The organism is Enterobacter oligotrophicus, from assembly GCF_009176645.1.
Taxonomy (GTDB): Bacteria; Pseudomonadota; Gammaproteobacteria; order Enterobacterales; family Enterobacteriaceae; genus Enterobacter; species Enterobacter oligotrophicus.
The window spans coordinates 3,239,709-3,264,818 of sequence record NZ_AP019007.1 but is presented as its reverse complement, the minus strand read 5'-3'; the positions used below and the strand labels follow the sequence as shown (position 1 = coordinate 3,264,818).

Annotated in this window: 18 protein-coding genes; 12 read left to right on the top strand and 6 right to left on the bottom strand. The window is 56.2% G+C overall.

Annotation, left to right across the window (positions count from 1 at the left end; translation table 11 throughout):
• Positions 1–321: 321 nt before the first annotated feature.
• The 6 genes from araB to rluA all read left to right on the top strand — a co-directional run bounded on the left by araB (position 322) and on the right by rluA (position 10,551).
• The gene (gene araB, locus EoCCA6_RS15655; protein WP_152083428.1) at positions 322–2,031 is read left to right on the top strand and encodes a ribulokinase; all 1,710 of its coding nucleotides are present in this window, start codon (positions 322–324) and stop codon (positions 2,029–2,031) included.
• Between the two features lie 10 nt (positions 2,032–2,041).
• Positions 2,042–3,544 carry an L-arabinose isomerase gene (gene araA, locus EoCCA6_RS15650; protein ID WP_152083427.1) on the top strand — a complete coding sequence of 501 codons (1,503 nt, stop codon included), beginning with the start codon at positions 2,042–2,044 and terminating at the stop codon, positions 3,542–3,544.
• A gap of 89 nt (positions 3,545–3,633) precedes the next feature.
• On the top strand, positions 3,634–4,329 hold the full coding sequence (araD, locus tag EoCCA6_RS15645) for an L-ribulose-5-phosphate 4-epimerase (protein WP_152083426.1): 696 nt from the start codon (positions 3,634–3,636) through the stop codon (positions 4,327–4,329).
• Positions 4,330–4,485: 156 nt separating this feature from the next.
• Positions 4,486–6,843 carry a DNA polymerase II gene (gene polB / locus EoCCA6_RS15640; protein WP_152083425.1) on the top strand — a complete coding sequence of 786 codons (2,358 nt, stop codon included), beginning with the start codon at positions 4,486–4,488 and terminating at the stop codon, positions 6,841–6,843.
• A 129-nt stretch (positions 6,844–6,972) separates the two neighbouring features.
• The gene (gene rapA / locus EoCCA6_RS15635) at positions 6,973–9,879 is read left to right on the top strand and encodes an RNA polymerase-associated protein RapA (RefSeq protein ID WP_152083424.1); all 2,907 of its coding nucleotides are present in this window, start codon (positions 6,973–6,975) and stop codon (positions 9,877–9,879) included.
• 12 nt (positions 9,880–9,891) lie between these two features.
• Positions 9,892–10,551 carry a bifunctional tRNA pseudouridine(32) synthase/23S rRNA pseudouridine(746) synthase RluA gene (rluA, locus tag EoCCA6_RS15630; RefSeq protein WP_152083423.1) on the top strand — a complete coding sequence of 220 codons (660 nt, stop codon included), beginning with the start codon at positions 9,892–9,894 and terminating at the stop codon, positions 10,549–10,551.
• Between the two features lie 30 nt (positions 10,552–10,581).
• Here rluA and djlA read toward each other — a convergent pair whose 3' ends face one another.
• Positions 10,582–11,400, bottom strand: coding sequence for a co-chaperone DjlA (gene djlA, locus EoCCA6_RS15625; RefSeq protein WP_152083422.1), 819 nt, complete (start codon positions 11,398–11,400; stop codon positions 10,582–10,584).
• A 240-nt stretch (positions 11,401–11,640) separates the two neighbouring features.
• Between djlA and lptD the strand changes: the two genes are divergently transcribed.
• The 6 genes from lptD to apaH are packed head-to-tail and all read left to right on the top strand — an operon-like array spanning position 11,641 to position 18,376.
• Positions 11,641–13,998, top strand: a complete 2,358-nt coding sequence (gene lptD / locus EoCCA6_RS15620; protein ID WP_152083421.1) for an LPS assembly protein LptD — start codon at positions 11,641–11,643, stop codon at positions 13,996–13,998.
• A gap of 53 nt (positions 13,999–14,051) precedes the next feature.
• The gene (gene surA, locus EoCCA6_RS15615; RefSeq protein ID WP_152083420.1) at positions 14,052–15,338 is read left to right on the top strand and encodes a peptidylprolyl isomerase SurA; all 1,287 of its coding nucleotides are present in this window, start codon (positions 14,052–14,054) and stop codon (positions 15,336–15,338) included.
• Positions 15,338–16,324 carry a 4-hydroxythreonine-4-phosphate dehydrogenase PdxA gene (gene pdxA, locus EoCCA6_RS15610; RefSeq protein ID WP_152083419.1) on the top strand — a complete coding sequence of 329 codons (987 nt, stop codon included), beginning with the start codon at positions 15,338–15,340 and terminating at the stop codon, positions 16,322–16,324. The genes surA and pdxA overlap by 1 nt, the downstream gene beginning before the upstream one ends.
• Positions 16,321–17,142, top strand: coding sequence for a 16S rRNA (adenine(1518)-N(6)/adenine(1519)-N(6))-dimethyltransferase RsmA (rsmA, locus tag EoCCA6_RS15605; protein WP_152083418.1), 822 nt, complete (start codon positions 16,321–16,323; stop codon positions 17,140–17,142). Before pdxA ends, rsmA begins: the two co-directional genes overlap by 4 nt.
• A gap of 3 nt (positions 17,143–17,145) precedes the next feature.
• The gene (gene apaG / locus EoCCA6_RS15600; RefSeq protein WP_152083417.1) at positions 17,146–17,523 is read left to right on the top strand and encodes a Co2+/Mg2+ efflux protein ApaG; all 378 of its coding nucleotides are present in this window, start codon (positions 17,146–17,148) and stop codon (positions 17,521–17,523) included.
• 4 nt (positions 17,524–17,527) lie between these two features.
• Positions 17,528–18,376 carry a bis(5'-nucleosyl)-tetraphosphatase (symmetrical) ApaH gene (apaH, locus tag EoCCA6_RS15595; protein ID WP_152083416.1) on the top strand — a complete coding sequence of 283 codons (849 nt, stop codon included), beginning with the start codon at positions 17,528–17,530 and terminating at the stop codon, positions 18,374–18,376.
• Between the two features lie 38 nt (positions 18,377–18,414).
• On the opposite strand, the gene folA is transcribed toward apaH, so the two are convergent.
• The 5 genes from folA to carB form a co-directional block, all read right to left on the bottom strand.
• Complete coding sequence (folA, locus tag EoCCA6_RS15590; protein WP_032608478.1) at positions 18,415–18,894, bottom strand: type 3 dihydrofolate reductase; 480 nt, start codon at positions 18,892–18,894, stop codon at positions 18,415–18,417.
• A gap of 114 nt (positions 18,895–19,008) precedes the next feature.
• On the bottom strand, positions 19,009–20,874 hold the full coding sequence (gene kefC, locus EoCCA6_RS15585) for a glutathione-regulated potassium-efflux system protein KefC (protein WP_152083415.1): 1,866 nt from the start codon (positions 20,872–20,874) through the stop codon (positions 19,009–19,011).
• Positions 20,867–21,397 carry a glutathione-regulated potassium-efflux system oxidoreductase KefF gene (kefF, locus tag EoCCA6_RS15580; protein WP_152083414.1) on the bottom strand — a complete coding sequence of 177 codons (531 nt, stop codon included), beginning with the start codon at positions 21,395–21,397 and terminating at the stop codon, positions 20,867–20,869. The genes kefC and kefF overlap by 8 nt, the downstream gene beginning before the upstream one ends.
• 105 nt (positions 21,398–21,502) lie before the next feature.
• Positions 21,503–21,736 carry a YgdI/YgdR family lipoprotein gene (locus EoCCA6_RS15575; protein ID WP_152083413.1) on the bottom strand — a complete coding sequence of 78 codons (234 nt, stop codon included), beginning with the start codon at positions 21,734–21,736 and terminating at the stop codon, positions 21,503–21,505.
• Between the two features lie 139 nt (positions 21,737–21,875).
• On the bottom strand, positions 21,876–25,100 hold the full coding sequence (carB, locus tag EoCCA6_RS15570) for a carbamoyl-phosphate synthase large subunit (RefSeq protein WP_152083412.1): 3,225 nt from the start codon (positions 25,098–25,100) through the stop codon (positions 21,876–21,878).
• Positions 25,101–25,110: the final 10 nt, after the last annotated feature.

Genomic DNA, 25,110 nt, shown 5'->3' with positions numbered 1-25,110 from the left:
ACGGTCCTGAAGGAAACCAATTGTCCATATCGTTAAAAGCCGTATAAAAATGGCCTGCGCAAAGATCCAAAAAGCATCACGCCTCTTTTACGTCCGCCATGATTCAGCCTTTCCCCCTGATTTCTCCGCCAGCACCGGCAGATGAGCAGTAACAAAAGTGTCTATAAGTGCGGCAGAAATGTCCACATTGAATATTTGCACAGCGTCACACTTTTCATTGCAACAGCAATTTAGTCCATAAGATTAGCGGTTCCTGCCTGACGATTTTCGCCCCCAGTCTCTAATGTTCTTTCATACCCGTTTTTCTGATGGAGCAACACCATGGCAATTGCGATTGGCCTCGATTTTGGCAGCGACTCGGTTCGCGCACTGGCAGTGGACTGTACGTCCGGCCAGGAGATAGCAACCAGCGTTGAGTGGTATCCGCGCTGGCAAGAGGGGCGCTACTGCGATGCGCCAAACAACCAGTTCCGCCACCATCCGCGTGATTACATTGAGTCGATGGAAGCGGCGATCAAAACCGTGCTGGCAGAACTGACTGACGCGCAGCGTGCTGAGATTGTCGGCATTGGCGTCGACAGTACCGGCTCAACGCCTGCGCCAGTAGATGCGGAAGGCCGCGTGCTGGCGTTGCGCCCTGAATTTGCCGACAACCCGAACGCTATGTTCGTGCTGTGGAAAGATCATACCGCCGTCGAAGAAGCTGAAGCGATCACCCGTTTATGCCATCAGCCAGGCAAAACCGACTACTCGCGCTACATTGGCGGCATTTACTCCAGTGAATGGTTCTGGGCCAAAATTCTCCACGTCACGCGTGCGGACGCAGCAGTTGCACAGGCGGCCGCATCCTGGATTGAGCTGTGCGACTGGGTTCCGGCGCTGCTCTCCGGGACCACTCGCCCACAGGACATCCGCCGTGGCCGCTGTAGCGCCGGGCATAAATCCCTGTGGCATGAAAGCTGGGGCGGCCTGCCTCCGGCAACGTTCTTCGATGACCTCGATCCGATCATCAACAAAAGCCTGAAATATCCGCTGTTTACCGACACCTTTACCGCCGATATCCCGGTTGGTACGCTCTGTAAAGAGTGGGCAACGCGACTGGGCCTGCCGCAGAACGTGGCGATTTCGGGTGGCGCGTTTGACTGCCATATGGGCGCGGTCGGCGCGGGCGCTCAGCCCAATACCCTGGTGAAAGTCATCGGCACGTCTACCTGCGACATTCTGACGGCGGATAAAACGACCGTCGGTGACCGTGCGGTGAAAGGCATCTGCGGCCAGGTGGACGGCAGTGTGGTGCCGGACTTTATCGGCCTGGAAGCCGGTCAGTCCGCGTTTGGCGATATCTACGCCTGGTTTGGCCGCGTGCTCGGCTGGCCGCTGGACCAGCTGGCGGCGGCGCATCCTGAACTGAAAAACCAGATTGCCGACAGCAAAAAACAGCTTCTGCCGCAGCTCACCGAAGCCTGGGCAAAAAATCCGTCACTTGATCACCTCCCGGTGGTGCTGGACTGGTTTAACGGTCGCCGCACGCCGTTTGCCAACCAGCGCCTGAAAGGGGTCATTACCGATCTCAACCTGGCAACCGATGCGCCTGCGCTGTTTGGTGGCCTGATTGCAGCAACCGCATTCGGCGCACGCGCCATTATGGAGTGCTTCACCGGGCAAGGTATCGACGTAAACAACGTGATGGCGCTTGGCGGTATCGCCCGCAAAAACCCGGTGATCATGCAGGCCTGCTGCGACGTGCTGAACCGTCCGCTGCAGATTGTGGCTTCCGATCAGTGCTGTGCGCTGGGTGCCGCAATTTTCGCTGCCGTGGCCGCAGGCGTCCATGCGGATATCCCCACCGCGCAGCAGCATATGGCAAGCGCCGTCGAAAGCACCCTCCAGCCGCGTGCTCAGCAGGCGCAACGCTTTGAACAACTTTATCAGCGCTACCAGCAATGGGCAAAAAGCGCCGAGCTTCACTATCTCCCTGTCGCCGCCCCGGCCAAAAGCACCGCGGACACTACGGCAACCCTGACTCATTAAGGACACGATAATGACCATTTTTAATAATTATGAAGTGTGGTTTGTGATTGGCAGCCAGCATCTGTACGGGCCGGAAGCGCTGCAACAGGTAACGAAACACGCGGAGCACGTGGTTAACGCGCTGAACGCAGAAGCCAAACTGCCGTGCAAGCTGGTCCTGAAACCGCTGGGCACCACGCCGGATGAGATCACTCACATCTGCCGCGATGCGAACTACGACGACAAATGTGCCGGGCTGGTGGTGTGGCTGCACACCTTCTCGCCAGCCAAAATGTGGATCAACGGCCTGTCGATCCTCAACAAACCGCTGCTGCAGTTCCATACCCAGTTCAACGCCTCCCTGCCGTGGGACAGCATCGACATGGACTTTATGAACCTGAACCAGACCGCGCACGGCGGCCGTGAGTTCGGCTTCATTGGCGCGCGTATGCGTCAACAACACGCCGTGGTGACGGGTCACTGGCAGGATCGGCATGCGCAAAAACGCATTGGCTCCTGGATGCGTCAGGCGGTCTCTAAGCAGGACACCCGCCACCTGAAAGTGGTGCGTTTTGGCGACAACATGCGTGAAGTGGCGGTCACCGACGGCGATAAAGTCGCCGCGCAGATCAAGTTCGGCTTCTCGGTGAACACCTGGGCTGTGGGCGATCTGGTGCAGGTGGTCAATGACATCAGCGATGGCGACGTGAGCGCGCTGGTGGATGAGTATGAAAGCAGCTACCGCCTGACGCCCGCAGCACAAATCAACGGTGATAAGCGCCAGAACGTGCTGGATGCGGCGCGCATCGAGCTGGGTATGAAGCGCTTCCTGGAACAGGGCGGTTTCCACGCCTTCACCACCACGTTTGAAGATCTTCACGGCCTGAAACAGCTGCCGGGCCTGGCAGTACAACGCCTGATGCAGCAGGGCTACGGCTTTGCGGGCGAAGGCGACTGGAAAACTGCCGCTCTGCTTCGCATCATGAAGGTGATGTCAACCGGTCTGCAGGGCGGCACCTCCTTTATGGAGGACTACACCTACCACTTCGAGAACGGCAACGATCTGGTGCTCGGCTCGCACATGCTGGAAGTGTGTCCTTCTATTGCCGTCGAAGAGAAACCGATCCTCGACGTGCAGTACCTCGGCATTGGCGGGAAAGCCGACCCGGCACGTCTGATTTTCAACACCCGCACCGGCCCGGCTATCAACGCCAGTCTGATTGACCTGGGCGATCGTTTCCGCCTGCTGGTGAACTGTGTGGATGCGGTTGAAACGCCACATTCCCTGCCAAAACTGCCGGTCGCCAACGCCCTGTGGAAAGCGCAGCCAGACCTGCCAACCGCGTCAGAAGCCTGGATTGTGGCCGGTGGCGCGCACCACACCGTGTTTAGCCACGCGCTGGATCTGAACGACATGCGTCAGTTCGCCGAGCTGCACGACATCGAGCTGACCGTGATTGATAACGATACCCGCCTGCCCGCCTTTAAAGACGCGCTGCGCTGGAATGAAGTCTATTACGGTTCAAAACGCTAAAGCACGGAATGCCCGGTGGCACTGCGTTTACCGGGCCTACGATCCTGTAGGCCGGATAAGCGAAGCGCCATCCGGCACTGGAGACAACAATGTTAGAAGAGCTCAAACGTCAGGTACTCGAAGCCAACCTGGCGCTGCCAAAACATAACCTTGTGACCCTGACCTGGGGTAACGTCAGCGCCGTTGACCGGGAAAAAGGCGTGTTCGTGATCAAGCCTTCGGGCGTGGATTACACGGTAATGACCGCAGACGATATGGTGGTAGTCAGCATCGAGACGGGTGAAGTGGTCGAAGGCACGAAAAAGCCCTCTTCCGATACGCCGACTCACCGCCTCCTGTATCAGTCATTCCCGACCATCGGCGGCATCGTACATACCCATTCGCGTCACGCGACCATCTGGGCGCAGGCAGGTCAGTCCATTCCGGCTACCGGTACCACGCATGCGGACTACTTCTATGGCACCATTCCCTGCACACGTCTGATGACCGATGCAGAGATCAACGGTGAGTACGAGTGGGAAACGGGTAACGTGATTGTCGAAACCTTCGAAAAGCAGGGTATCGACGCGGCGCAGATGCCCGGCGTGCTGGTACATTCTCACGGCCCGTTTGCCTGGGGTAAAAACGCGGAAGACGCGGTGCATAACGCCATCGTGCTCGAAGAAGTCGCCTATATGGGGATTTTCTGCCGCCAGTTGGCACCGCAGTTGCCAGATATGCAGCAAACCCTGCTGGATAAGCATTACCTGCGCAAGCACGGCGCGAAGGCCTATTACGGGCAGTAGATCATCGCCCGGTGGCGCTGCGCTTACCGGGCCTGCGGGATCTGTAGGCCGGATAAGCGCAGCGTCATCCGGCAAAACCGGCACTGTATAAAACCCCAGCAAAATACCCTTAACCAGGCTATAATCAGGCCTGGTTTTGTTTTATGGGATAACGGCGTGACGCAGGCGCAAGAAGGCTTTTTACTGACCCGACACTGGCGGGATACCCCTCAGGGCACCGAGGTTGAATTCTGGCTGGCAACGGACAACGGCCCGCTAAACGTTACGCTGCCGCCGCAGGAATCCGTGGCATTTATTCCTGAAGCTCACGTCGAGAAAGTGAAGCAGCTCCTGCGCGGCGAAAATCACTGGCGCGTTACCCCGCTTGCGCTGAAAGATTTCCACCGCCAGCCGGTATACGGCCTGTACTGTCGCGCCCATCGCCAGCTGATGCGCTATGAAAAATTGCTACGCGAAGCGGGCGTCACGCTCTATGAAGCCGATATTCGCCCGCCGGAGCGTTTCCTGATGGAGCGGTTTATCACCGCACCCGTCTGGGTCGATGGCACCGCACAAAATGGCAGGATCGTAAATGCACGCCTGAAGCCCAGCCCGCACTACCGCCCGCCGCTGAAATGGGTGTCGCTGGATATCGAAACCACCCGCCACGGCGAACTCTACTGCATTGGTCTGGAAGGCTGCGGCGATCGGGTTGTCTATATGCTCGGGCCGCCAAACGGCGATGCCTCCGCGCTGGATTTCCGGCTTGAATACGTCAACAGCCGCCCGCAACTGCTGGAAAAACTTAACCAGTGGTTTGCCGACTACGATCCGGACGTGCTGATCGGCTGGAACGTGGTGCAGTTCGACCTCCGCGTGCTGCAAAAACACGCCGAGCGTTACCGCATTCCACTGATGCTGGGGCGCGGCAATAGCGAGCTGGAGTGGCGTGAGCACGGCTTTAAAAACGGTGTGTTCTTCGCGCAGGCCAATGGTCGGCTGATTATCGATGGCATCGAGGCGCTGAAATCCGCGTTCTGGAACTTCTCCTCTTTCTCGCTGGAAGCGGTGGCGCAGGAGCTGCTTGGCGAGGGCAAATCCATCGACAACCCGTGGGACAGAATGGACGAGATCGACCGGCGCTTTAACGAAGACAAACCGGCGCTCGCCACCTATAACCTGAAAGATTGCGAGCTGGTCACGCAGATTTTCCACAAAACCGAGATCATGCCGTTCCTGCTGGAGCGCGCCACGGTGAACGGCCTGGCAGCAGACAGGCATGGCGGTTCTGTCGCGGCGTTCAGCCATCTCTATTTCCCGCGTATGCACCGGGCGGGTTATGTTGCCCCCAATCTGGGTGATGTGCCGCCCCAGGCCAGCCCCGGCGGCTATGTGATGGATTCCCGTCCGGGGCTGTATGACTCTGTACTGGTACTGGATTATAAAAGCCTCTACCCGTCGATTATCCGTACCTTCCTCATCGATCCGGTGGGGCTGGTGGAAGGCATGGCGCAGCCGGATGACGCACACAGCACCGAAGGCTTTCTCGGCGCGCGCTTCTCACGTGAAAGACACTGCCTGCCGGAGATCGTGGGGCAAATCTGGCACGGTCGCGACGAGGCGAAAAGGCATGGCAACAAGCCGCTGTCGCAGGCGTTGAAAATCATCATGAACGCCTTTTACGGCGTGCTGGGCACCAGCGCCTGCCGCTTTTTTGATCCGCGTCTGGCGTCGTCCATCACCATGCGCGGGCACGACATCATGCGCCAGACCAAAGCACTGATTGAATCTCAGGGTTATGACGTTATTTATGGCGATACCGACTCTACGTTTGTGTGGCTGAAAGGCACCCACTCCGAAGAGGATGCCGCGCGAATCGGTAAAGCGCTGGTCGCTTTCGTGAACGACTGGTGGCGCGAAAATTTGCAAAAAGAGCGGTTAACCAGCGCGTTAGAACTGGAATTTGAAACCCATTTCGCCCGCTTTTTAATGCCGACCATTCGCGGCACCGATCAGGGCAGTAAAAAGCGCTATGCAGGACTGATTCAGGAAGGTGATAAACAGCGGATGGTGTTTAAAGGACTGGAGACAGTACGCACCGACTGGACCCCGCTGGCGCAGCAGTTCCAGCAAACGCTCTATCTGCGCGTGTTCCGCAATGAGCCTTATCAGGACTACGTGCGCGAAACCATTGCCAGCCTGATGGCCGGTGAGCTGGATGACCAACTGGTGTATCGCAAACGCCTGCGCCGCCCGCTGGCGGAGTATCAGCGTAACGTGCCGCCGCACGTGCGCGCCGCGCGCCTGGCCGATGAAGAGAACGTGCGCCGTGGCCGTGCGCCGCAGTATCAAAACCGTGGCACCATCAAATATGTCTGGACCACCAGCGGCCCGGAACCCGTTGATTATCAACACTCGCCGCTCGATTACGATCACTACCTGACGCGTCAGCTTCAGCCGGTCGCGGAGGGAATTTTACCGTTCATTGACGATGACTTTGCTACACTAGTGACAGGGCAACTTGGCCTATTTTGACGCGTGACGAAATCGCTGCCATCCAGTACCATAGCGCCCTTTCCATTCCCGGACCCATTTTTCGATGACCGTCTTTTTTCGACGGTGGTCGAACTATTGCCTGCAATTAAAGATTAGAGCCGAACACATATGCCTTTTACACTTGGTCAACGCTGGATCAGCGATACAGAAAGCGAACTTGGATTAGGAACCGTGGTTGCGGTAGACGCACGTATGGTTACCCTCCTTTTCCCTGCCACCGGTGAAAACCGCCTGTACGCTCGCAATGACTCCCCTGTAACCCGCGTGATGTTCAATCCGGGAGACACCGTGACCAGCCACGACGGCTGGCAGCTCAAGGTTGAAGACGTAAAAGAAGAGAATGGACTGCTCGCCTACATTGGTACGCGTCTGGACACTGACGAAGCCAATGTCATCCTGCGTGAAGTGCTGCTCGACAGCAAACTGGTCTTCAGTAAGCCACAGGACCGCCTGTTTGCCGGGCAAATCGACCGTATGGATCGCTTCTCCCTGCGCTATCGCGCACGTAAGTTCCAGAGCGAACAGTACCGTATGCCGTGGAGCGGCCTGCGCGGCCAGCGCACCAGCCTGATCCCCCACCAGCTGAATATCGCCCATGATGTGGGCCGTCGCCATGCGCCTCGCGTGCTGCTGGCCGACGAAGTGGGCCTGGGGAAAACCATTGAAGCGGGGATGATCCTGCATCAACAGCTGCTCTCTGGCGCGGCTGAGCGTGTACTCATTGTTGTTCCTGAAACCCTGCAGCACCAGTGGCTGGTCGAGATGCTGCGCCGCTTTAACCTGCGCTTCTCCCTGTTCGACGACGAGCGCTATGCCGAAGCGCAGCACGATGCCGACAACCCGTTTGAAACCGAACAGCTGGTGATCTGCTCTCTGGACTTCGTGCGTCGCAGCAAACAGCGCCTTGAGCACCTGTGCGATGCCGAATGGGATCTGATGGTGGTCGACGAAGCGCACCACCTGGTCTGGAGCGAAGATGCGCCAAGCCGCGAATACATGGCGATCGAGCAGCTTGCCGGGCGTGTGCCAGGCGTCCTGCTGCTGACCGCTACGCCGGAGCAGTTGGGTCTGGAGAGCCACTTCGCCCGTCTGCGCCTGCTCGATCCAAACCGTTTCCATGATTTCGAGCAGTTTGTTGAAGAGCAGAAAAACTACCGTCCCGTTGCCGATGCCGTCGCGCTGCTGCTGGCGGGCAACCGCCTTTCTAATGACGAACTGAACACCCTGAGCGATCTGATTGGCGAGCAGGATATTGAGCCTCTGCTGCAGGCGGCCAACAGCGATAGCGATAACGCGGAGTCCGCGCGTAAAGAACTTATCGACATGCTGATGGATCGCCACGGCACCAGCCGCGTGCTGTTCCGTAACACCCGTAACGGCGTGAAAGGTTTCCCGAAACGCGAGCTGCACACCATCAAGCTGCCGTTGCCAACCCAGTATCAGACGGCGATTAAAGTCTCCGGCATTATGGGTGCGCGTAAATCCGCGGAAGAGCGCGCGCGCGACATGCTCTACCCGGAACAGATTTATCAGGAATTTGAAGGCGATACCGGCACCTGGTGGAACTTCGACCCGCGCGTGGAGTGGCTGATGGGCTATCTCACCGCGCACCGTTCTCAGAAGGTACTGGTAATCTGCGCCAAAGCTGCCACCGCGCTGCAGCTGGAACAGGTTCTGCGCGAACGCGAAGGTATTCGCGCTGCCGTGTTCCACGAAGGGATGTCCATCGTTGAGCGCGACCGTGCAGCGGCCTGGTTCGGTGAAGAGGACAGCGGCGCGCAGGTTCTGCTGTGTTCTGAAATCGGCTCTGAAGGCCGTAACTTCCAGTTCGCCAGCAACCTGGTGATGTTCGATCTGCCGTTTAACCCGGACCTGCTGGAGCAGCGTATCGGTCGTCTGGATCGTATTGGTCAGGCGCATGATATTCAGATCCACGTCCCTTACCTGGAAAAGACCGCCCAGTCCGTTCTGGTGCGCTGGTTCCATGAAGGTCTGGACGCGTTTGAACACACCTGCCCGACCGGCCGCACCATTTACGATCAGGTCCATGGCGATCTGATCGGTTACCTGGCCGCGCCAGAAAATACCGACGGCTTTGACGAGCTGATCAAATCCTGCCGCGAGAAACATGATGCACTGAAAGCCCAGCTGGAACAGGGCCGTGACCGCCTGCTGGAGATCCACTCCAACGGTGGGGAGAAAGCGCAGGCACTGGCTGAAAGCATTGAAGAACAAGATGATGACACCAGCCTGATCAGCTTCTCGATGAACCTCTTCGACATCGTCGGGATCAACCAGGATGACCGTGGCGAGAACATGATCGTGTTGACGCCGTCCGATCATATGCTGGTGCCAGATTTCCCAGGCCTGCCGGAAGATGGCTGCACCATTACCTTTGAACGTGATGTGGCGCTGTCCCGCGAAGACGCGCAGTTTATTACCTGGGAACATCCGCTGATCCGTAACGGTCTGGATCTGATCCTCTCTGGCGACACCGGCAGCAGCACCATCTCGCTGCTGAAAAACAAGGCGCTGCCAGTAGGGACGCTGCTGGTTGAGCTGATCTACGTTGTGGAGGCCCAGGCACCTAAACAGCTGCAGCTCACCCGCTTCCTGCCGCCAACGCCGGTGCGTCTGCTGCTGGACAAAAACGGCACCAACCTCGCCGGACAAGTCGAGTTCGAGAGCTTCAACCGCCAACTGAGCGCAGTGAACCGTCATACCGGCAGTAAACTGGTCAACGCAGTACAGCAGGACGTGCATGCCATTCTGCAACTGGGTGAAAACCAGATTGAAAAAGCCGCCCGCACGCTGATTGATGCTGCGCGCAACGAAGCCGACGAAAAACTTTCAGCAGAGCTTTCTCGTCTGGAAGCGTTAAAAGCGGTGAACCCGAACATCCGTGACGATGAGCTGGCCGCGATTGAAAGCAACCGTCAGCAGGTGCTGGAAAGTCTGGACCAGGCTGGCTGGCGTCTGGATGCCCTGCGTCTTATCGTTGTGACGCATCAGTAAGCGGAGCGCAAGATGGTAATGGAGCCCTACAATCCCCCTCAGGAACCCTGGCTGGTCATCCTGTATCAGGATGAACATATTATGGTGGTCAATAAGCCGAGCGGCCTGTTGTCCGTGCCTGGGCGTCTTGAGGAACATAAAGACAGCGTGATGACGCGTATTCAGCGCGATTATCCGCAAGCTGAATCTGTCCATCGCCTCGACATGGCAACCAGCGGCGTGATTGTGGTGGCTCTGAATAAAGCGGCAGAACGCGAACTGAAGCGTCAGTTCCGTGAGCGTGAGCCGAAAAAGCAGTACGTCGCGCGCGTATGGGGACACCCGGAAAACGAAGAAGGTCTGGTGGATTTACCGCTGATTTGCGACTGGCCGAACCGGCCAAAGCAAAAAGTCTGCTATGAAACCGGTAAGGCGGCGCAAACCGAGTATCAGGTGCTGGAGTATGCGCCGGATAACACCGCCCGCGTCCTGCTTAAGCCCATTACCGGGCGCTCGCATCAGTTGCGTGTGCATATGCTCGCAATGGGTCATCCCATTCTGGGCGATCGCTTTTATGCCCCCCCGGAAGCGCTGGCGTTAGCGCCGCGCCTGCAGCTTCATGCTCAGACGCTGACCATTACCCATCCAGTTTTCGGCAACGCGATGACGTTTAACGCGCCGGCGGACTTCTAAAAAAATGGCCCGAATCATCGGGCCATTTTTCTATTTAAAACCTTTCTGCTCTTTTATAAGCTCGTAGGCTTTCTGAATTTCCTGCGCTTTTTGCTTCGCCATCTCCATCATCTCTGGCGGTAAGCCTTTTGCTACCAGTTTATCCGGGTGATGTTCGCTCATTAGCTTACGATAGGCACGTTTAATGGTTGTGGCATCATCGGAGGGCTTCACGCCAAGCACATTGCAGGCGTCTTCCAGCGTCGGGCCACGCTGCGTCTGCTGCCAGCCGCCACCGGAGGATTGCTGTTGCTGGTAGCCACCGCCAAACTGTGCGCCGCCCTGCATCATGCGCAGGAACTGGTCGAACTGCATGCGGGAGATCCCCAGCTCTTCAGCAATGACGTATAAAACATCCCGTTCATTAGGATGAAGTGAACCGTCAGCGAAGGCCGCCTGAATCTGGATCTCCAGAAACATCCGAATTAAATCAAAACGTCCGAAGCAGATGCTGCGGAACTGGCGCATTTTTTCACGCAGCGGATAGTTATCAGCTTTACCGATACGAAACGCGTTTTGCGCTGCCACGCGAGACTCGCCGTGCAGGTTCATACGATCCATAAACACGCTGGCGATCTGAATATCGGCTTCGGTGACGCGCCCTTTTGATTTAGTTAAATGCCCCATCACCTCGAAGGTAGTGGAGAAAAAGAGGGACTGACGCTCGCGCTGGTTGGCGAACCACGCCATTTTGCGGCTACGTGCTTTATCAAACATATGGCCGATAATGAGGCCGAGTACGATCCCCCAGAACCCGGCTCCCATCATTATTGCGAACGCAACGCCAATTATTTTACCCCAATACTGCATATACTCCCCGAATAATCATGTTCCTGGTTCGACGTAACGCCATCATTACAGTGGTCGAGCCACGGTCAATTGAGGGACATCGCCTATAATTTGCATTATCATACTCGTCATTCGATAGCGAGCCTAACACTCTGGCACGCAAACGGGCAGGATTAACGCTGGCACTGCGATGATGAGTAAGATAGTCTCTGAGCGTTTGTAAGCCGTAGCCACTGATGACGGAACACTAAAATACAACGTATGAAAAAACGTATCCCCACCCTCCTGGCCACAATGATTGGCTCCGCCCTGTATAGCCACCAGGGGCTGGCAGCCGATCTCGCCTCGCAGTGTATGCTTGGCGTCCCAAGCTACAATCGCCCACTGGTGAAAGGCGATACCAATGACTTGCCGGTCACCATCAACGCCGACAGCGCAAAAGGTAATTATCCTGACAATGCCACTTTTACGGGCAGTGTTGATATTAACCAGGGCAACAGCCGCCTGCAGGCAGATGAAGTGCAATTGCACCAGAAGCAACCGGAAGGTGCGGCCGAGCCTGTGCGTACGGTCGATGCGCTGGGTAATGTGCACTATGACGACAATCAGGTCATCCTGAAAGGTCCGAAAGCCTGGTCAAACCTGAACACTAAAGATACTAACGTCTGGGAAGGTGACTACCAGATGGTAGGCCGTCAGGGGCGTGGTAACGCAGATCTGATGAAACAGCGCGGCGAAAACCGCTATACGATTCTGGAAAATGGCTCCTTCACATCGTGCCTGCCGGGGTCAAATACCTGGAGCGTGGTGGGAAGTGAAGTTATCCACGACCGTGAAGAGCAGGTTGCGGAGATCTGGAACGCCCGGTTCAAACTCGGCCCGGTGCCTGTTTTCTACAGCCCTTACCTGCAGCTTCCGGTGGGCGATAAACGTCGCTCAGGCTTCCTGATCCCGAATGCCAAGTACAGCACCTCAAACTACTTTGAGTTCTACCTGCCGTACTACTGGAACATCGCGCCCAACATGGACGCGACCATCACGCCACACTATATCCACAAGCGTGGCAACGTCATGTGGGAGAACGAGTTCCGTTACCTGACCCAGGCGGGTACAGGTCTGATGGAGCTGGATTACCTGCCGTCAGATAAAGTCTTCCAGGATGAGCATCCGACCGAAGGTGATAAACACCGTTGGCTTTACTACTGGCGTCACGCTGGCGTAATGGATCAGGTCTGGCGTTTTAACGTCGACTACACCAAAGTCAGCGATTCGTACTACTTCAACGACTTTGACACAAAATATGGTTCCAGTACGGACGGTTATGCCACGCAAAAATTCAGCGTCGGCTACGCTATTCAGAACTTTAACGCCACGGTATCGACCAAGCAGTTCCAGGTCTTTAGCAACCAGACGAGAAGCACTTACGGCGCAGAGCCGCAGCTGGATGTTAACTGGTATCAGAATGACGTAGGTCCGTTTGATACCCGTGTTTACGCCCAGGCGGTCCACTTCGTCAACACTAACTCGGACATGCCGGAAGCTACCCGTGTTCACCTTGAACCAACCATCAACTTACCGTGGTCGAACGACTGGGCAAGTCTGAACACTGAAGCCAAGCTGATGGCGACTCACTATCAGCAGAAAAATATTGATAATTACAACTCGAATCCGAACAATGCGAATGATCTTGAGGAATCAGTAAACCGTACTCTTCCTCAGTTCAAGATGGACGGAAAGCTGATCTTCGAGCGCGATATGGGTCTCCTTGCTGATGGATATACCCAGACGCTCGAACCACGTATGCAGTATCTGTATGTGCCTTATCGCGATCAAAGCAAAATTCAGAACTACGACTCCTCTTTCCTGCAGTCTGACTATAGCGGCCTGTTCCGCGACCGCACCTATGGTGGTCTTGACCGTATTGCCTCTGCTAACCAGTTAACGACTGGCGTCACAACACGTGTCTATGATGACGCTGCCGTTGAACGTTTTAACGTTTCTGTTGGTCAAATCTACTATTTCACCGAGTCTCGTACCGGTGATGACAACATTAACTGGGAGAAAGACAACAAAACGGGATCACTGGTATGGGCAGGTGACACCTACTGGCGTATGGCCGACCGGTGGGGCTTACGTGGCGGTGTGCAGTACGATACGCGACTCAATAATGTCGCCACGAGCAGTACTGCCATTGAATATCGCCGCGATGAAGATCGCCTGGTGCAGTTGACGTACCGTTATGCCAGCCCGGAATATATTCAGGCAACACTGCCAAACTATGCGACCAGAGAACAGTACAAAGACGGGATTTCGCAGGTGGGTGGAGCAGCAAGCTGGCCAATCGCCGATCGCTGGTCAATCGTAGGTGCTTACTACTTTGACACCAACACCAGTAAACCTGCCGACCAGATGTTAGGTCTGCAATATAACTCCTGCTGTTATGCGATTCGTGTCGGCTATGAACGTAAGCTGAACGGCTGGGATACTGACAACAATCAGAGCAAATACGATAACGTGATTGGCTTTAATGTCGAGTTGCGCGGCCTGAGTTCCAACTATGGTCTGGGCACGCAGCAGATGCTGCGCTCGAACATTCTGCCGTACCGCAGTTCCTTGTAATGTGCTTGATTTACAACGTAATCCGCTTTGCGGTTAATTGAAATGGAAAAAGTATGAAGAACTGGAAAACGCTGCTGCTCGGTGTCGCTATGGTTGCGAATACCAGCTTCGCGGCACCCCAGGTTGTCGATAAAGTCGCAGCTGTGGTTAACAACGGCGTCGTGCTTGAAAGTGACGTTGACGGTTTGATGAAATCTGTGAAGCTCAACTCGGGCGAAGCAGGTCAGCAGCTTCCTGATGATGCAACCCTGCGCCACCAGATCCTGGAACGTCTGATCATGGATCAGATTGTCCTGCAGATGGGTCAGAAAATGGGTGTGAAGATCTCTGACGAGCAGCTCGATCAGGCGATCGCTAACATCGCAAAGCAAAACAACATGTCCATGGACCAGATGCGCAGCCGCCTGGCCTATGATGGCATCAACTACGCGACTTACCGTAATCAGATCCGCAAAGAGATGCTGATCTCTGAAGTGCGTAACAATGAAGTGCGTCGCCGCGTCACGATCCTGCCTCAGGAAGTGGATGCGCTGGCAAAACAGGTGGGTAATCAGAACGATGCCAGCACGGAGCTGAACCTGAGCCATATCCTGATCCCACTGCCGGAAAATCCAAGTTCCGACCAGGTTGCTGACGCGGAAAACCAGGCGCGCTCGATTGTCGATCAGGCGCGTAACGGGGGTGACTTCGGTAAACTGGCGATCACCTACTCTGCTGACCAGCAGGCGCTGAAAGGCGGCCAGATGGGCTGGGGTCGTATTCAGGAGTTACCGTCCATCTTTGCTCAGGCGCTGAGTACGGCGAAGAAAGGCGATATTGTCGGCCCAATTCGTTCAGGTGTGGGCTTCCACATTCTGAAAGTGAACGATCTGCGCGGCCAGAGCCAGAGCATCTCCGTTACGGAAGTTCATGCTCGTCATATCCTGCTGAAACCGTCACCGATCATGACTGACGACCAGGCGCGTGCGAAGCTGGAACAGATCGCTGCAGATATTAAGAGCGGGAAAACCTCGTTTGCTAACGCCGCAAAAGAGTTCTCTCAGGACCCAGGCTCTGCTAACCAGGGCGGTGATCTGGGCTGGGCAGCGGCTGATATCTACGATCCGGCTTTCCGCGACGCACTGATGAAGATGAACAAAGGCCAGTTGAGCGCACCTGTGCACTCTTCCTTCGGCTGGCATCTGATTGAACTGCTGGATACCCGCAACGTGGATAAAACCGACGCGGCGCAGAAAGACAGAGCGTACCGCATGCTGTTTAACCGTAAATTCTCTGAAGAAGCGGCAACCTGGATGCAGGAACAGCGTGCCAGCGCTTACGTGAAAGTGCTGAGCAACTAATGAAACAGCATCGTGTTGTTATCACTCCCGGCGAACCCGCCGGGATTGGTCCCGACCTTGTCGTCCAGCTCGCCCAACAGAACTGGCCGGTAGAACTGGTCGTCTGCGCAGATGCAACACTGTTACAGGACCGGGCAAATATGCTCGGTCTGCCTTTAACGCTGCTCCCCTACGTTGCAGGCCAGCTGCCTGTGCCGCAGCAGGCGGGGACGCTCACTCTTCTGTCCGTCCCGCTTCGCACGCCTGTCGTACCGGGCCAGCTCAGCACGCAAAACGGTCACTACGTTGTCGAGACGCTGGCACGTGCCTGTGATGGGTGTCTGAACGGTGAGTTTGCGGCGTTGATCACCGGCCCCGTGCATAAGGGCGTTATCAACGATGCCGGTATTCCCTTTACCGGGCATACCGAGTTCTTCGAAGAACGCTCGCACAGCCCGAAAGTGGTAATGATGCTGGCGACAGAAGCGATGCGCGTTGCGCTGGTAACCACGCATCTGCCCATTAAGGCAATTCCGGATGCCATCACCCCTGAACTCCTGCGTGAAATCATCGGGATTTTGCATCATGACCTGCAGACCAAATTTGGCATTAAACAGCCGCACGTGCTGGTCTGTGGCCTGAACCCGCATGCCGGTGAAGGCGGGCATATGGGAACAGAAGAGATCGACACCATCATTCCGGTGCTCAATGAAATGCGGGCGAAGGGGATGAACCTCAGCGGGCCACTGCCTGCAGATACCCTTTTCCAGCCCAAATACCTGGATAATGCCGATGCCGTGCTCGCGATGTACCACGATCAGGGCCTGCCCGTGCTAAAATACCAGGGCTTTGGCCGCGGCGTGAATATCACCCTCGGTTTACCCTTTATTCGAACGTCCGTTGACCACGGTACTGCGCTGGATCTGGCAGGCCAGGGGAAAGCGGATGTCGGCAGTTTTATTACGGCGCTTAATCTCGCCATCAAAATGATTGTTAACACTCAATGACTAATCGAGTCCATCAGGGCCACTTAGCCCGTAAACGCTTCGGGCAAAACTTTCTCAACGATCAGTTCGTGATCGACAGTATCGTGTCTGCGATTAATCCGCAGAAAGGCCAGGCGATGGTCGAAATCGGGCCGGGTCTTGCCGCACTGACCGAGCCAGTAGGCGAACGCCTTGACGAACTGACCGTTATCGAGCTGGACCGCGATCTGGCCGCGCGCCTGCAAACGCATCCGTTCCTCGGTCCAAAGCTGACGATTTATCAGCAGGATGCCATGACCATGAACTTTGGCGAACTGTCAGAAAAAATGGGCCAGCCGCTGCGCGTATTCGGCAACCTGCCGTACAATATCTCCACCCCGCTGATGTTCCACCTGTTTAGCTATACTGATGCCATTGCCGACATGCACTTCATGTTGCAAAAAGAGGTTGTTAACCGCCTGGTTGCAGGACCGAACAGTAAAGCGTATGGTCGTTTAAGCGTGATGGCACAATATTTCTGCAACGTGATCCCGGTACTCGAAGTACCGCCATCTGCGTTCACGCCGCCGCCAAAAGTGGATTCTGCGGTTGTGCGTCTTGTGCCGCATAAAACGAAACCGTACCCGGTCAAAGAGCTGCGCGTATTGAGCCGCATTACGACAGAAGCCTTTAACCAGCGCCGTAAAACGATCCGTAACAGCCTGAGCAATTCGTTTACCGTTGAGGTGTTAGCGGAGCTGGGTATTGATCCGGCAATGCGTGCAGAAAACATTTCCGTAGAGCAATACTGCAAGCTGGCTAATTACATCAGCGAAAATGCACCGCCGAAGGAGAGTTAAGCCATGATTGATTCGCCCCGCGTCTGTGTTCACGTACAAAGCGTCTATGTTGAATCCCAGTCCTCACCGGACGAAGAGCGTTTTGTTTTTGCCTACACCGTGACCATTCGCAATCTGGGGCGGATGCCTGTGCAACTGCTCGGGCGCTACTGGCTTATCACTAACGGCAATGGCCGTGAAATTGAAGTCCAGGGGGAAGGTGTGGTCGGTGAACAACCCCATATCGCGCCTGGCGAAGAGTACCAGTACACCAGCGGCGCGGTAATTGAGACGCCGCTGGGCACCATGCAAGGCCATTATGAAATGGTCGACGTCGATGGTAATGCCTTCCGCATTGCTATTCCTGTGTTCCGTCTCGCCGTTCCTACACTCATTCATTAATCTAATGTCTACATATCTGATTGGCGACGTTCACGGTTGCTACGATGAACTGATCGCATTATTAAAACAGGTCGACTTTACCCCCGGTAAGGACACTCTCTGGCTGACGGGTGATTTAGTGGCGCGTGGTCCAGGCTCCCTGGACGTGCTGCGCTACGTCAAATCACTGGGCGACAGCGTGCGCATGGTGTTGGGCAATCACGATCTGCATCTGCTGGCCGTGTATGCCGGGATCAGCCGTAATAAGCCGAAAGATCGCCTTACGCCATTGCTGGAAGCGCCGGACGCCGATGAGCTGCTTAACTGGCTGCGTCGCCAGCCGCTGCTGCAAATTGACGAAGAGAAAAAGCTGGTGATGGCCCACGCCGGGATTACCCCGCAATGGGATCTCGACACGGCAAAGACCTGCGCGCGCGACGCTGAAGCGGTGCTGGCGAGCGACTCCTACCCGTTCTTCCTCGATGCCATGTACGGCGATATGCCGAACAACTGGAGCGAAGATCTCAGCGGTCTGGCGCGTCTGCGTTTTATCACGAACGCTTTTACCCGCATGCGTTACTGTTTCCCGAACGGGCAACTGGATATGTACTGCAAAGACACGCCGGAGAACGCACCAGCGCCACTCAAACCCTGGTTTGCTATTCCAGGGCCGGTGACCAACGCGTACAGCGTGGTGTTCGGTCACTGGGCTTCGCTTGAAGGAAAAGGCACGCCGGAAGGCATTTATGGTCTTGATACCGGATGCTGCTGGGGCGGAGATTTGACCTGCTTACGCTGGGAAGATAAAACGTACTTCGTGCAGCCGTCCAACCGACAGCTGGATTTAGGGGAAAGTGAGGCCGTAGCCTCCTGATGATTTATTCCCTCTCCCCGTGGGAGAGGGAAAATCGCTTAACGGCGTTCCAGAATTTCGAAGCAATAGCTGTGTGAGTTCTGCTCATCCGCGTCGTGGAACTCGCTGAACACCGATTCCCACTCGTCCGGATCGTAGTCCGGGAAATGAGTATCCCCTTCCACTTCCGCATCAATGTGGGTCAGATACAGCTTCTGCGCTTTTGGCAGGAACTGCTCGTACACACGACCGCCGCCGATCACCATGATCTCTTCGGCGTCACCGCAGGCCGCAATCGCTTCATCAACGGATTTTACCCACTGAACGCGATCGTCAGTACCCGGCTGGCTACTGATAACGATATTCTTACGGCCAGGTAATGGACGACCAATCGACTCCCAGGTCAGACGACCCATCACTACCGGCTTGTTTAACGTAGTACGTTTAAACCATGCGAGATCGGCAGGCAGGTTCCACGGCATGGCGTTTTCCATACCGATAACGCGGTCTACCGCCAGCGCTGCAATCAGACTGATCATTGAAAATTTCCCGGATGCAAAAAATTGCCGCCACTATACGGAAAGCATAATCTTTCGTCGACTGGCGGCAGAGTAAAGAAACAGAAATTTTTTAATATTGCTGGCAACACCACTTCACGCAGAGGGTTTACTCTCCGGTTCATCCTCCGGATTGCCGGTGTGTTTGCCCTCTTCCGTTCCCTGCCAGCCGTGACGCTGAACCAGCGACAGATGGTTGCGGTCTTCGTTGATGATTTCCGTCAGCATCGCGCTGGTGCGTTTAAAGACCGCGGCACGTTCGGACGCGGTACTTGCCGCCATCGCGACCATCTCTTCCACCATTTCCGTGTTGAAACGGCGGAACAAATCGGCACGTTCACGCGCTTCATACGCCCCCAGCCCCAGGCTTTCCAGCGCCATTCGGCCCGATTTCAGTGCACCTTCGAAGGTTTCACGCTCTGGTGCCGTAACGCCCGCCTGACGCAGCTGGATATAGTGATCCACATCGCGCGCACGCGAAATAATCGTCAGGTTCGGGAAATGCGCCTTCACCAGTTCGACCATCTGCATGCTGGTTTGTGGATCATCAATGGCGTTGATCAGCACCTCAGCCTTCGCCGCACCTGCTGACTCCAGCAGATCGACGCGAGTCGCATCGCCGTAGAACACTTTCATGTCGAATTTACGCAGGGTATCCACGTGGTCGGGATCGTGGTCGAGGATGACCATTTTGACGCCACTTGAGAGCAGTAAACGTCCGGTGATCTGCCCGAAGCGACCAAACCCGGCGATGATCACGCGCGGCTGTTCTTCGTCGATCTCATCGGCTTCGCGCTCCTGTTCACTGCCTGTTTTCTCCAGGCGCGTCAGCAGCACCAGCAGGACAGGCGTTGCCGCCATCGACAGCGCCACAGCCAGCGTTAATGCTTTCGCCCACTCAGGATCGAGTACATCGGCCATCTGCGCCGCACCAAAGACCACAAATGCGAACTCACTTCCCTGCCCCAGCAGCACGGCGAACCACCGACGCTGTTTATTCGGCACTTTCAATGGCCGCGCAATCAGCCACAGCATCACCATTTTAATGACCAGGAAGCCCACCAGCAGGATGATGATCCGCAGCGGATGCGTCACCAGCGTGCCGAAGTCGATAGACATCCCGACGCCGATGAAAAACAGCCCCAGCAGCAGCCCCTTAAACGGCTCGATATCGCTTTCCAGCGCATGACGATATTCAGAGCTTGCCAGCAGCACACCCGCCAGGAACGCCCCCATCGCCATCGACAGCCCGGCCTCTTCCAGCAGCAGACCAAAACCGAACACCAGGAACAAGGCAACGGCACTGAACACTTCGCGCAGGCCAGAACGCGCAACGAACCGCAGCAGTGGACGGGTCACGTAGCGGCCCAGCAGGATAACCAGTGCCAGCGCACCGGCAACTTTTAACGCCGACAGCGCAAAAGCGCCCAGCGTCGTTGACGCGCCGCTTGCTGCCAGCAGCGGGATCATCGCCACCAGCGGAATGGCAGCGATATCCTGGAACAGCAGAACCGAGAACGCACTGCGCCCCATCTGCGAAACCGTCAGGTTACGTTCGTTCATCGCCTGCATGGCGATTGCCGTGGAGGAGAGCGCCAGCGTCATCCCAATCAGTTCTGCAACTTTCCACTCCATACCGAGCAGGATACAGAAACCGCCCAACAGCAGACCACAGGCCAGCATCTGGAGCGCACCACCGCCAAACACCGAGGCACGCAGTTTCCAGAGGCGCTGTGGATCAAGCTCCAGACCAATCACAAACAGCATCAACACCACGCCAATTTCGGCGAAATGCAGAATCGACTCGGCATCCGTCACCAGGCGGAATCCCCACGGCCCGATAACACAACCCGCAATCAGATAGCCCAGCACGGAGCCCAGACCCAGGCGTACCGCCACGGGCACGATCAGTGCCGCCGCACCGAGGTAAATCAGCGCCTGTATCAGCGTATGGCTATCCATTGTGCGTCTCCTGCCACTCAAGTAAGCGTTGTTTGTAGTGACGCGCCTGCGCCTGCAAGGTTTCATCATCGCAAACAAACGTACAGTGCATCGCAAAAGGCGGCAGCCAGTTCAGGCCGCAGTAGAGCGCCGTCGCCTGTAGCGGCTGCGCCAGCACGTCAAATCCGGGGAAGGAGCCAATATCGAAATGACTTTCACCGCCCCCGGTGGTCACGGCCCACATCAGGCTTTTGCCCTTCAGCGCGTTACCGTGGTGTCCGTATGCCCAGCCGTGAGAAAAGACTTTGTCGATCCACAGCTTCAGTAACGGCGGCGTGCTGTACCACTGCATCGGATGCTGCCAGATAATCAGATCGGCACGGGAGAGCGCCTCCTGTTCGGCGGCGATATCGATATTAAAATCGGGATAGAGTTGATAGAGGGAACGTATCTCTACGTTTTCAAGCGTCCTTACCTGTTCGAGCATCCGCTTGTTCGCATGCGAGTGCTGCGGGTATGGATGCGCATAAATTATCAGAATCATTGATTAGCCTGTTGTTTTACTGCGCTCTTTTACCAAAAGAGTGTAGTCAGTAATTCAGCAGGCTAATAGTGAATATTATTGACGGGCTACGGTCAGAAATCTGAACTAGTTGTCCAGCTCACCCATCGATTTCACCTGATCGCGGTTAATCTGTTCAGTTTGGCCAGTTTCCGCATTTTTGTACGATACCAGGCCAGTATCGTCATCTACCTGCGGTTTACCGTCGGTGACAATGGTGCGGCCATCGGTGGTTTTCACAGCCTGATTAGAAGAACAGCCCGCAACGGTAAACAGTGCAGTGGCAGCCAGAATTGAGGTGATAAAAAGTTTATTTCGCATGGTGTTTCCCCTGCTTTTCAGTTGAATTTCGTTATCGACCTAACAATTTTAGGCTAACTGACTGAAAGCGGATGGAAAACCAGAAGGTTCTTAAGAGGGGAAGAATACCCGGTGACGGTGCGCCACCGGGTATTTGAACTTACTTGTTAATCTGCGCGTGCATTTCCTGCACCGAAATCACCTTCTCGGTGGCATCCGCGTTCAGCGCCATGGCCGTGGCGAAACCGCCGTTCAGGGTGGTGTCGTAGTGCACTTTATACTGCAGCGCGCTGCGGCGAATCAGCTTAGAGTCTTCAATCGCCTGGCGGCCCGCCGTGGTGTTGATGATGTAGGTGTATTCGCCATTCTTGATACGGTCCTGAATGTGCGGACGCCCTTCATGCACCTTGTTCACCAGACGCGGGTTGATACCGGCTTCACCCAGTACAATCGCCGTGCCGTGGGTCGCATCCAGCTCAAAGCCCTGTTTCAGCAGCTTGGCAGCCAGGTCAACCACACGCTCTTTGTCGCCTTCACGGACAGAGAGCAGCGCACGGCCCGATTTTCTCATGGTGGAGCTACTGCCCAGTTGCGCCTTCGCGAACGCTTCTGCAAAGGTACGGCCCACGCCCATCACTTCCCCGGTAGAGCGCATCTCTGGCCCTAACAGCGGGTCAACGCCTGGGAATTTGTTGAACGGCAGCACCACCTCTTTCACCGAGTAGTACGGTGGGATGATTTCTTTCGTGACGCCCTGCTGCGCCAGCGTCTGGCCCGCCATCACGCGCGCCGCCACTTTCGCCAGCGGAATACCGGTCGCTTTGGAGACAAACGGGACGGTACGTGCCGCACGCGGGTTCACTTCAATCAGGTAGACTTCATTATCTTTCACCGCGAACTGGACATTCATCAGACCGCGAACCTGCAGCTCAAAGGCCAGCTTCTGCACCTGCTGGCGCATTACATCCTGGATTTCCTGGCTCAGGGTGTACGCTGGCAGAGAACAGGCTGAGTCACCGGAGTGTACGCCCGCCTGCTCAATATGCTCCATGATGCCACCAATCAGCACCATTTCGCCGTCGCAGATGGCGTCGACATCCACTTCTACCGCATCGTCGAGGAAGCGGTCCAGCAGCACTGGCGCATCGTTCGACACGCTTACCGCGGTCTGGAAGTAGCGGCGCAGGTCGGCTTCGTCATAAACGATTTCCATCGCGCGGCCGCCGAGTACGTAGGAAGGGCGCACCACCAGCGGGTAGCCAATCTCTTTCGCCTTCTCAACGGCCATTTCAATCGCGGTGACGGTGGCGTTCGCTGGCTGTTTCAACTTCAGACGGTCAACCGCCTGCTGGAAACGCTCGCGGTCTTCCGCACGGTCAATCGCATCCGGGCTGGTGCCGATAACCGGCACACCTGCTGCTTCCAGCGCGCGCGCCAGTTTCAGCGGCGTCTGGCCGCCGTACTGCACGATAACGCCTTTCGGCTTCTCGATGCGCACGATTTCCAGCACGTCTTCCAGCGTCACCGGCTCGAAGTAGAGGCGGTCAGAGGTGTCGTAGTCGGTTGAAACGGTTTCCGGGTTACAGTTGACCATGATGGTCTCGTAACCGTCTTCGCGCAGCGCCAGGGAGGCGTGTACGCAGCAGTAGTCGAACTCGATGCCCTGGCCGATACGGTTTGGACCGCCGCCCAGCACCATAATTTTGTCGCGGTCGACGGACGGGTTCGCTTCGCACTCGTCTTCATAGGTGGAGTACATGTATGCGGTATCGGTCGCGAACTCTGCCGCACAGGTATCCACGCGTTTGTAGACCGGGTGCAGGTCATACTGGTCGCGCAGCTTGCGAATTTCCGCTTCGCGCACGCCCGCCAGTTTTGCCAGACGCGCGTCGGCGAAGCCTTTACGCTTCAGCACGCGCAGGAAGTCAGCGTCCAGGCCGGTAATGCCCAGTTCTGCCACTTTCTCTTCCAGACGCACCAGCTCTTCAATCTGCACCAGGAACCAGCGGTCGATGTTGGTCAGGTTGAACACACCATCGACGGACAAGCCAGCGCGGAACGCATCGGCAATGTACCAGATACGCTCTGCGCCAGCGTCTTTCAGCTCGCGGCGGATTTTGGTCAGCGCTTCCGGGTCGTCCAGGCTCACTTTCGGGTCAAAGCCGGTCGCGCCCACTTCCAGGCCGCGCAGCGCTTTCTGCAGGGATTCCTGCTGCGTGCGGCCAATCGCCATCACTTCACCGACAGATTTCATCTGAGTGGTCAGACGGTCGTTCGCGCCGGCGAATTTCTCGAAGTTAAAGCGAGGAATTTTGGTTACAACGTAGTCGATGGACGGCTCGAAGGAGGCAGGCGTGCGGCCGCCGGTGATGTCGTTCATCAGTTCGTCGAGGGTGTAACCCACCGCCAGTTTCGCCGCCACTTTGGCAATCGGGAAGCCGGTCGCTTTCGAGGCCAGCGCGGAAGAGCGGGACACGCGCGGGTTCATTTCGATAACAATCAGACGACCGGTTTTCGGGTTCACCGAGAACTGAACGTTCGAACCGCCGGTTTCAACGCCAATTTCACGCAGTACCGCCATCGAGGCGTTACGCATGATTTGGTACTCTTTGTCGGTCAGCGTCTGGGCTGGCGCAACGGTGATGGAGTCGCCGGTGTGGATACCCATCGCATCGAAGTTTTCGATGGAGCAGACGATGATGCAGTTGTCGTTTTTATCACGCACCACTTCCATCTCGTACTCTTTCCAGCCAATCAGCGATTCATCAATCAGCAGCTCTTTGGTTGGGGAGAGATCCAGACCGCGCTCGCAAATCTCTTCAAACTCTTCGCGGTTATAGGCGATACCGCCACCCGTGCCACCCATGGTGAAGGACGGGCGAATGATGCACGGATAACCGACATCCGCCGCGACGGCCAGCGCTTCTTCCATATTATGTGCAATGCCGGAACGCGCAGTGTCGAGGCCGATTTTCTTCATCGCCACGTCGAAGCGACGGCGATCTTCTGCTTTATCAATCGCGTCTGCCGTTGCACCAATCATGGTCACGCCGAACTCAGCCAGCACGCCCTGGCGCTCCAGCTCCAGCGCGCAGTTCAGCGCCGTCTGGCCGCCCATGGTCGGCAGCACCGCGTCCGGACGCTCTTTTTCAATGATTTTGCGTACCACTTCCCAGTGAATCGGCTCGATGTAGGTGGCATCGGCCATTTCCGGGTCGGTCATGATGGTTGCCGGGTTAGAGTTCACCAGGATAACGCGGTAACCCTCTTCACGCAGGGCTTTACACGCCTGCGCACCGGAGTAGTCGAATTCACAGGCCTGGCCGATCACAATCGGGCCAGCGCCAAGGATCAGGATGCTTTTTATGTCTGTACGTTTTGGCATTGTCTTTTCG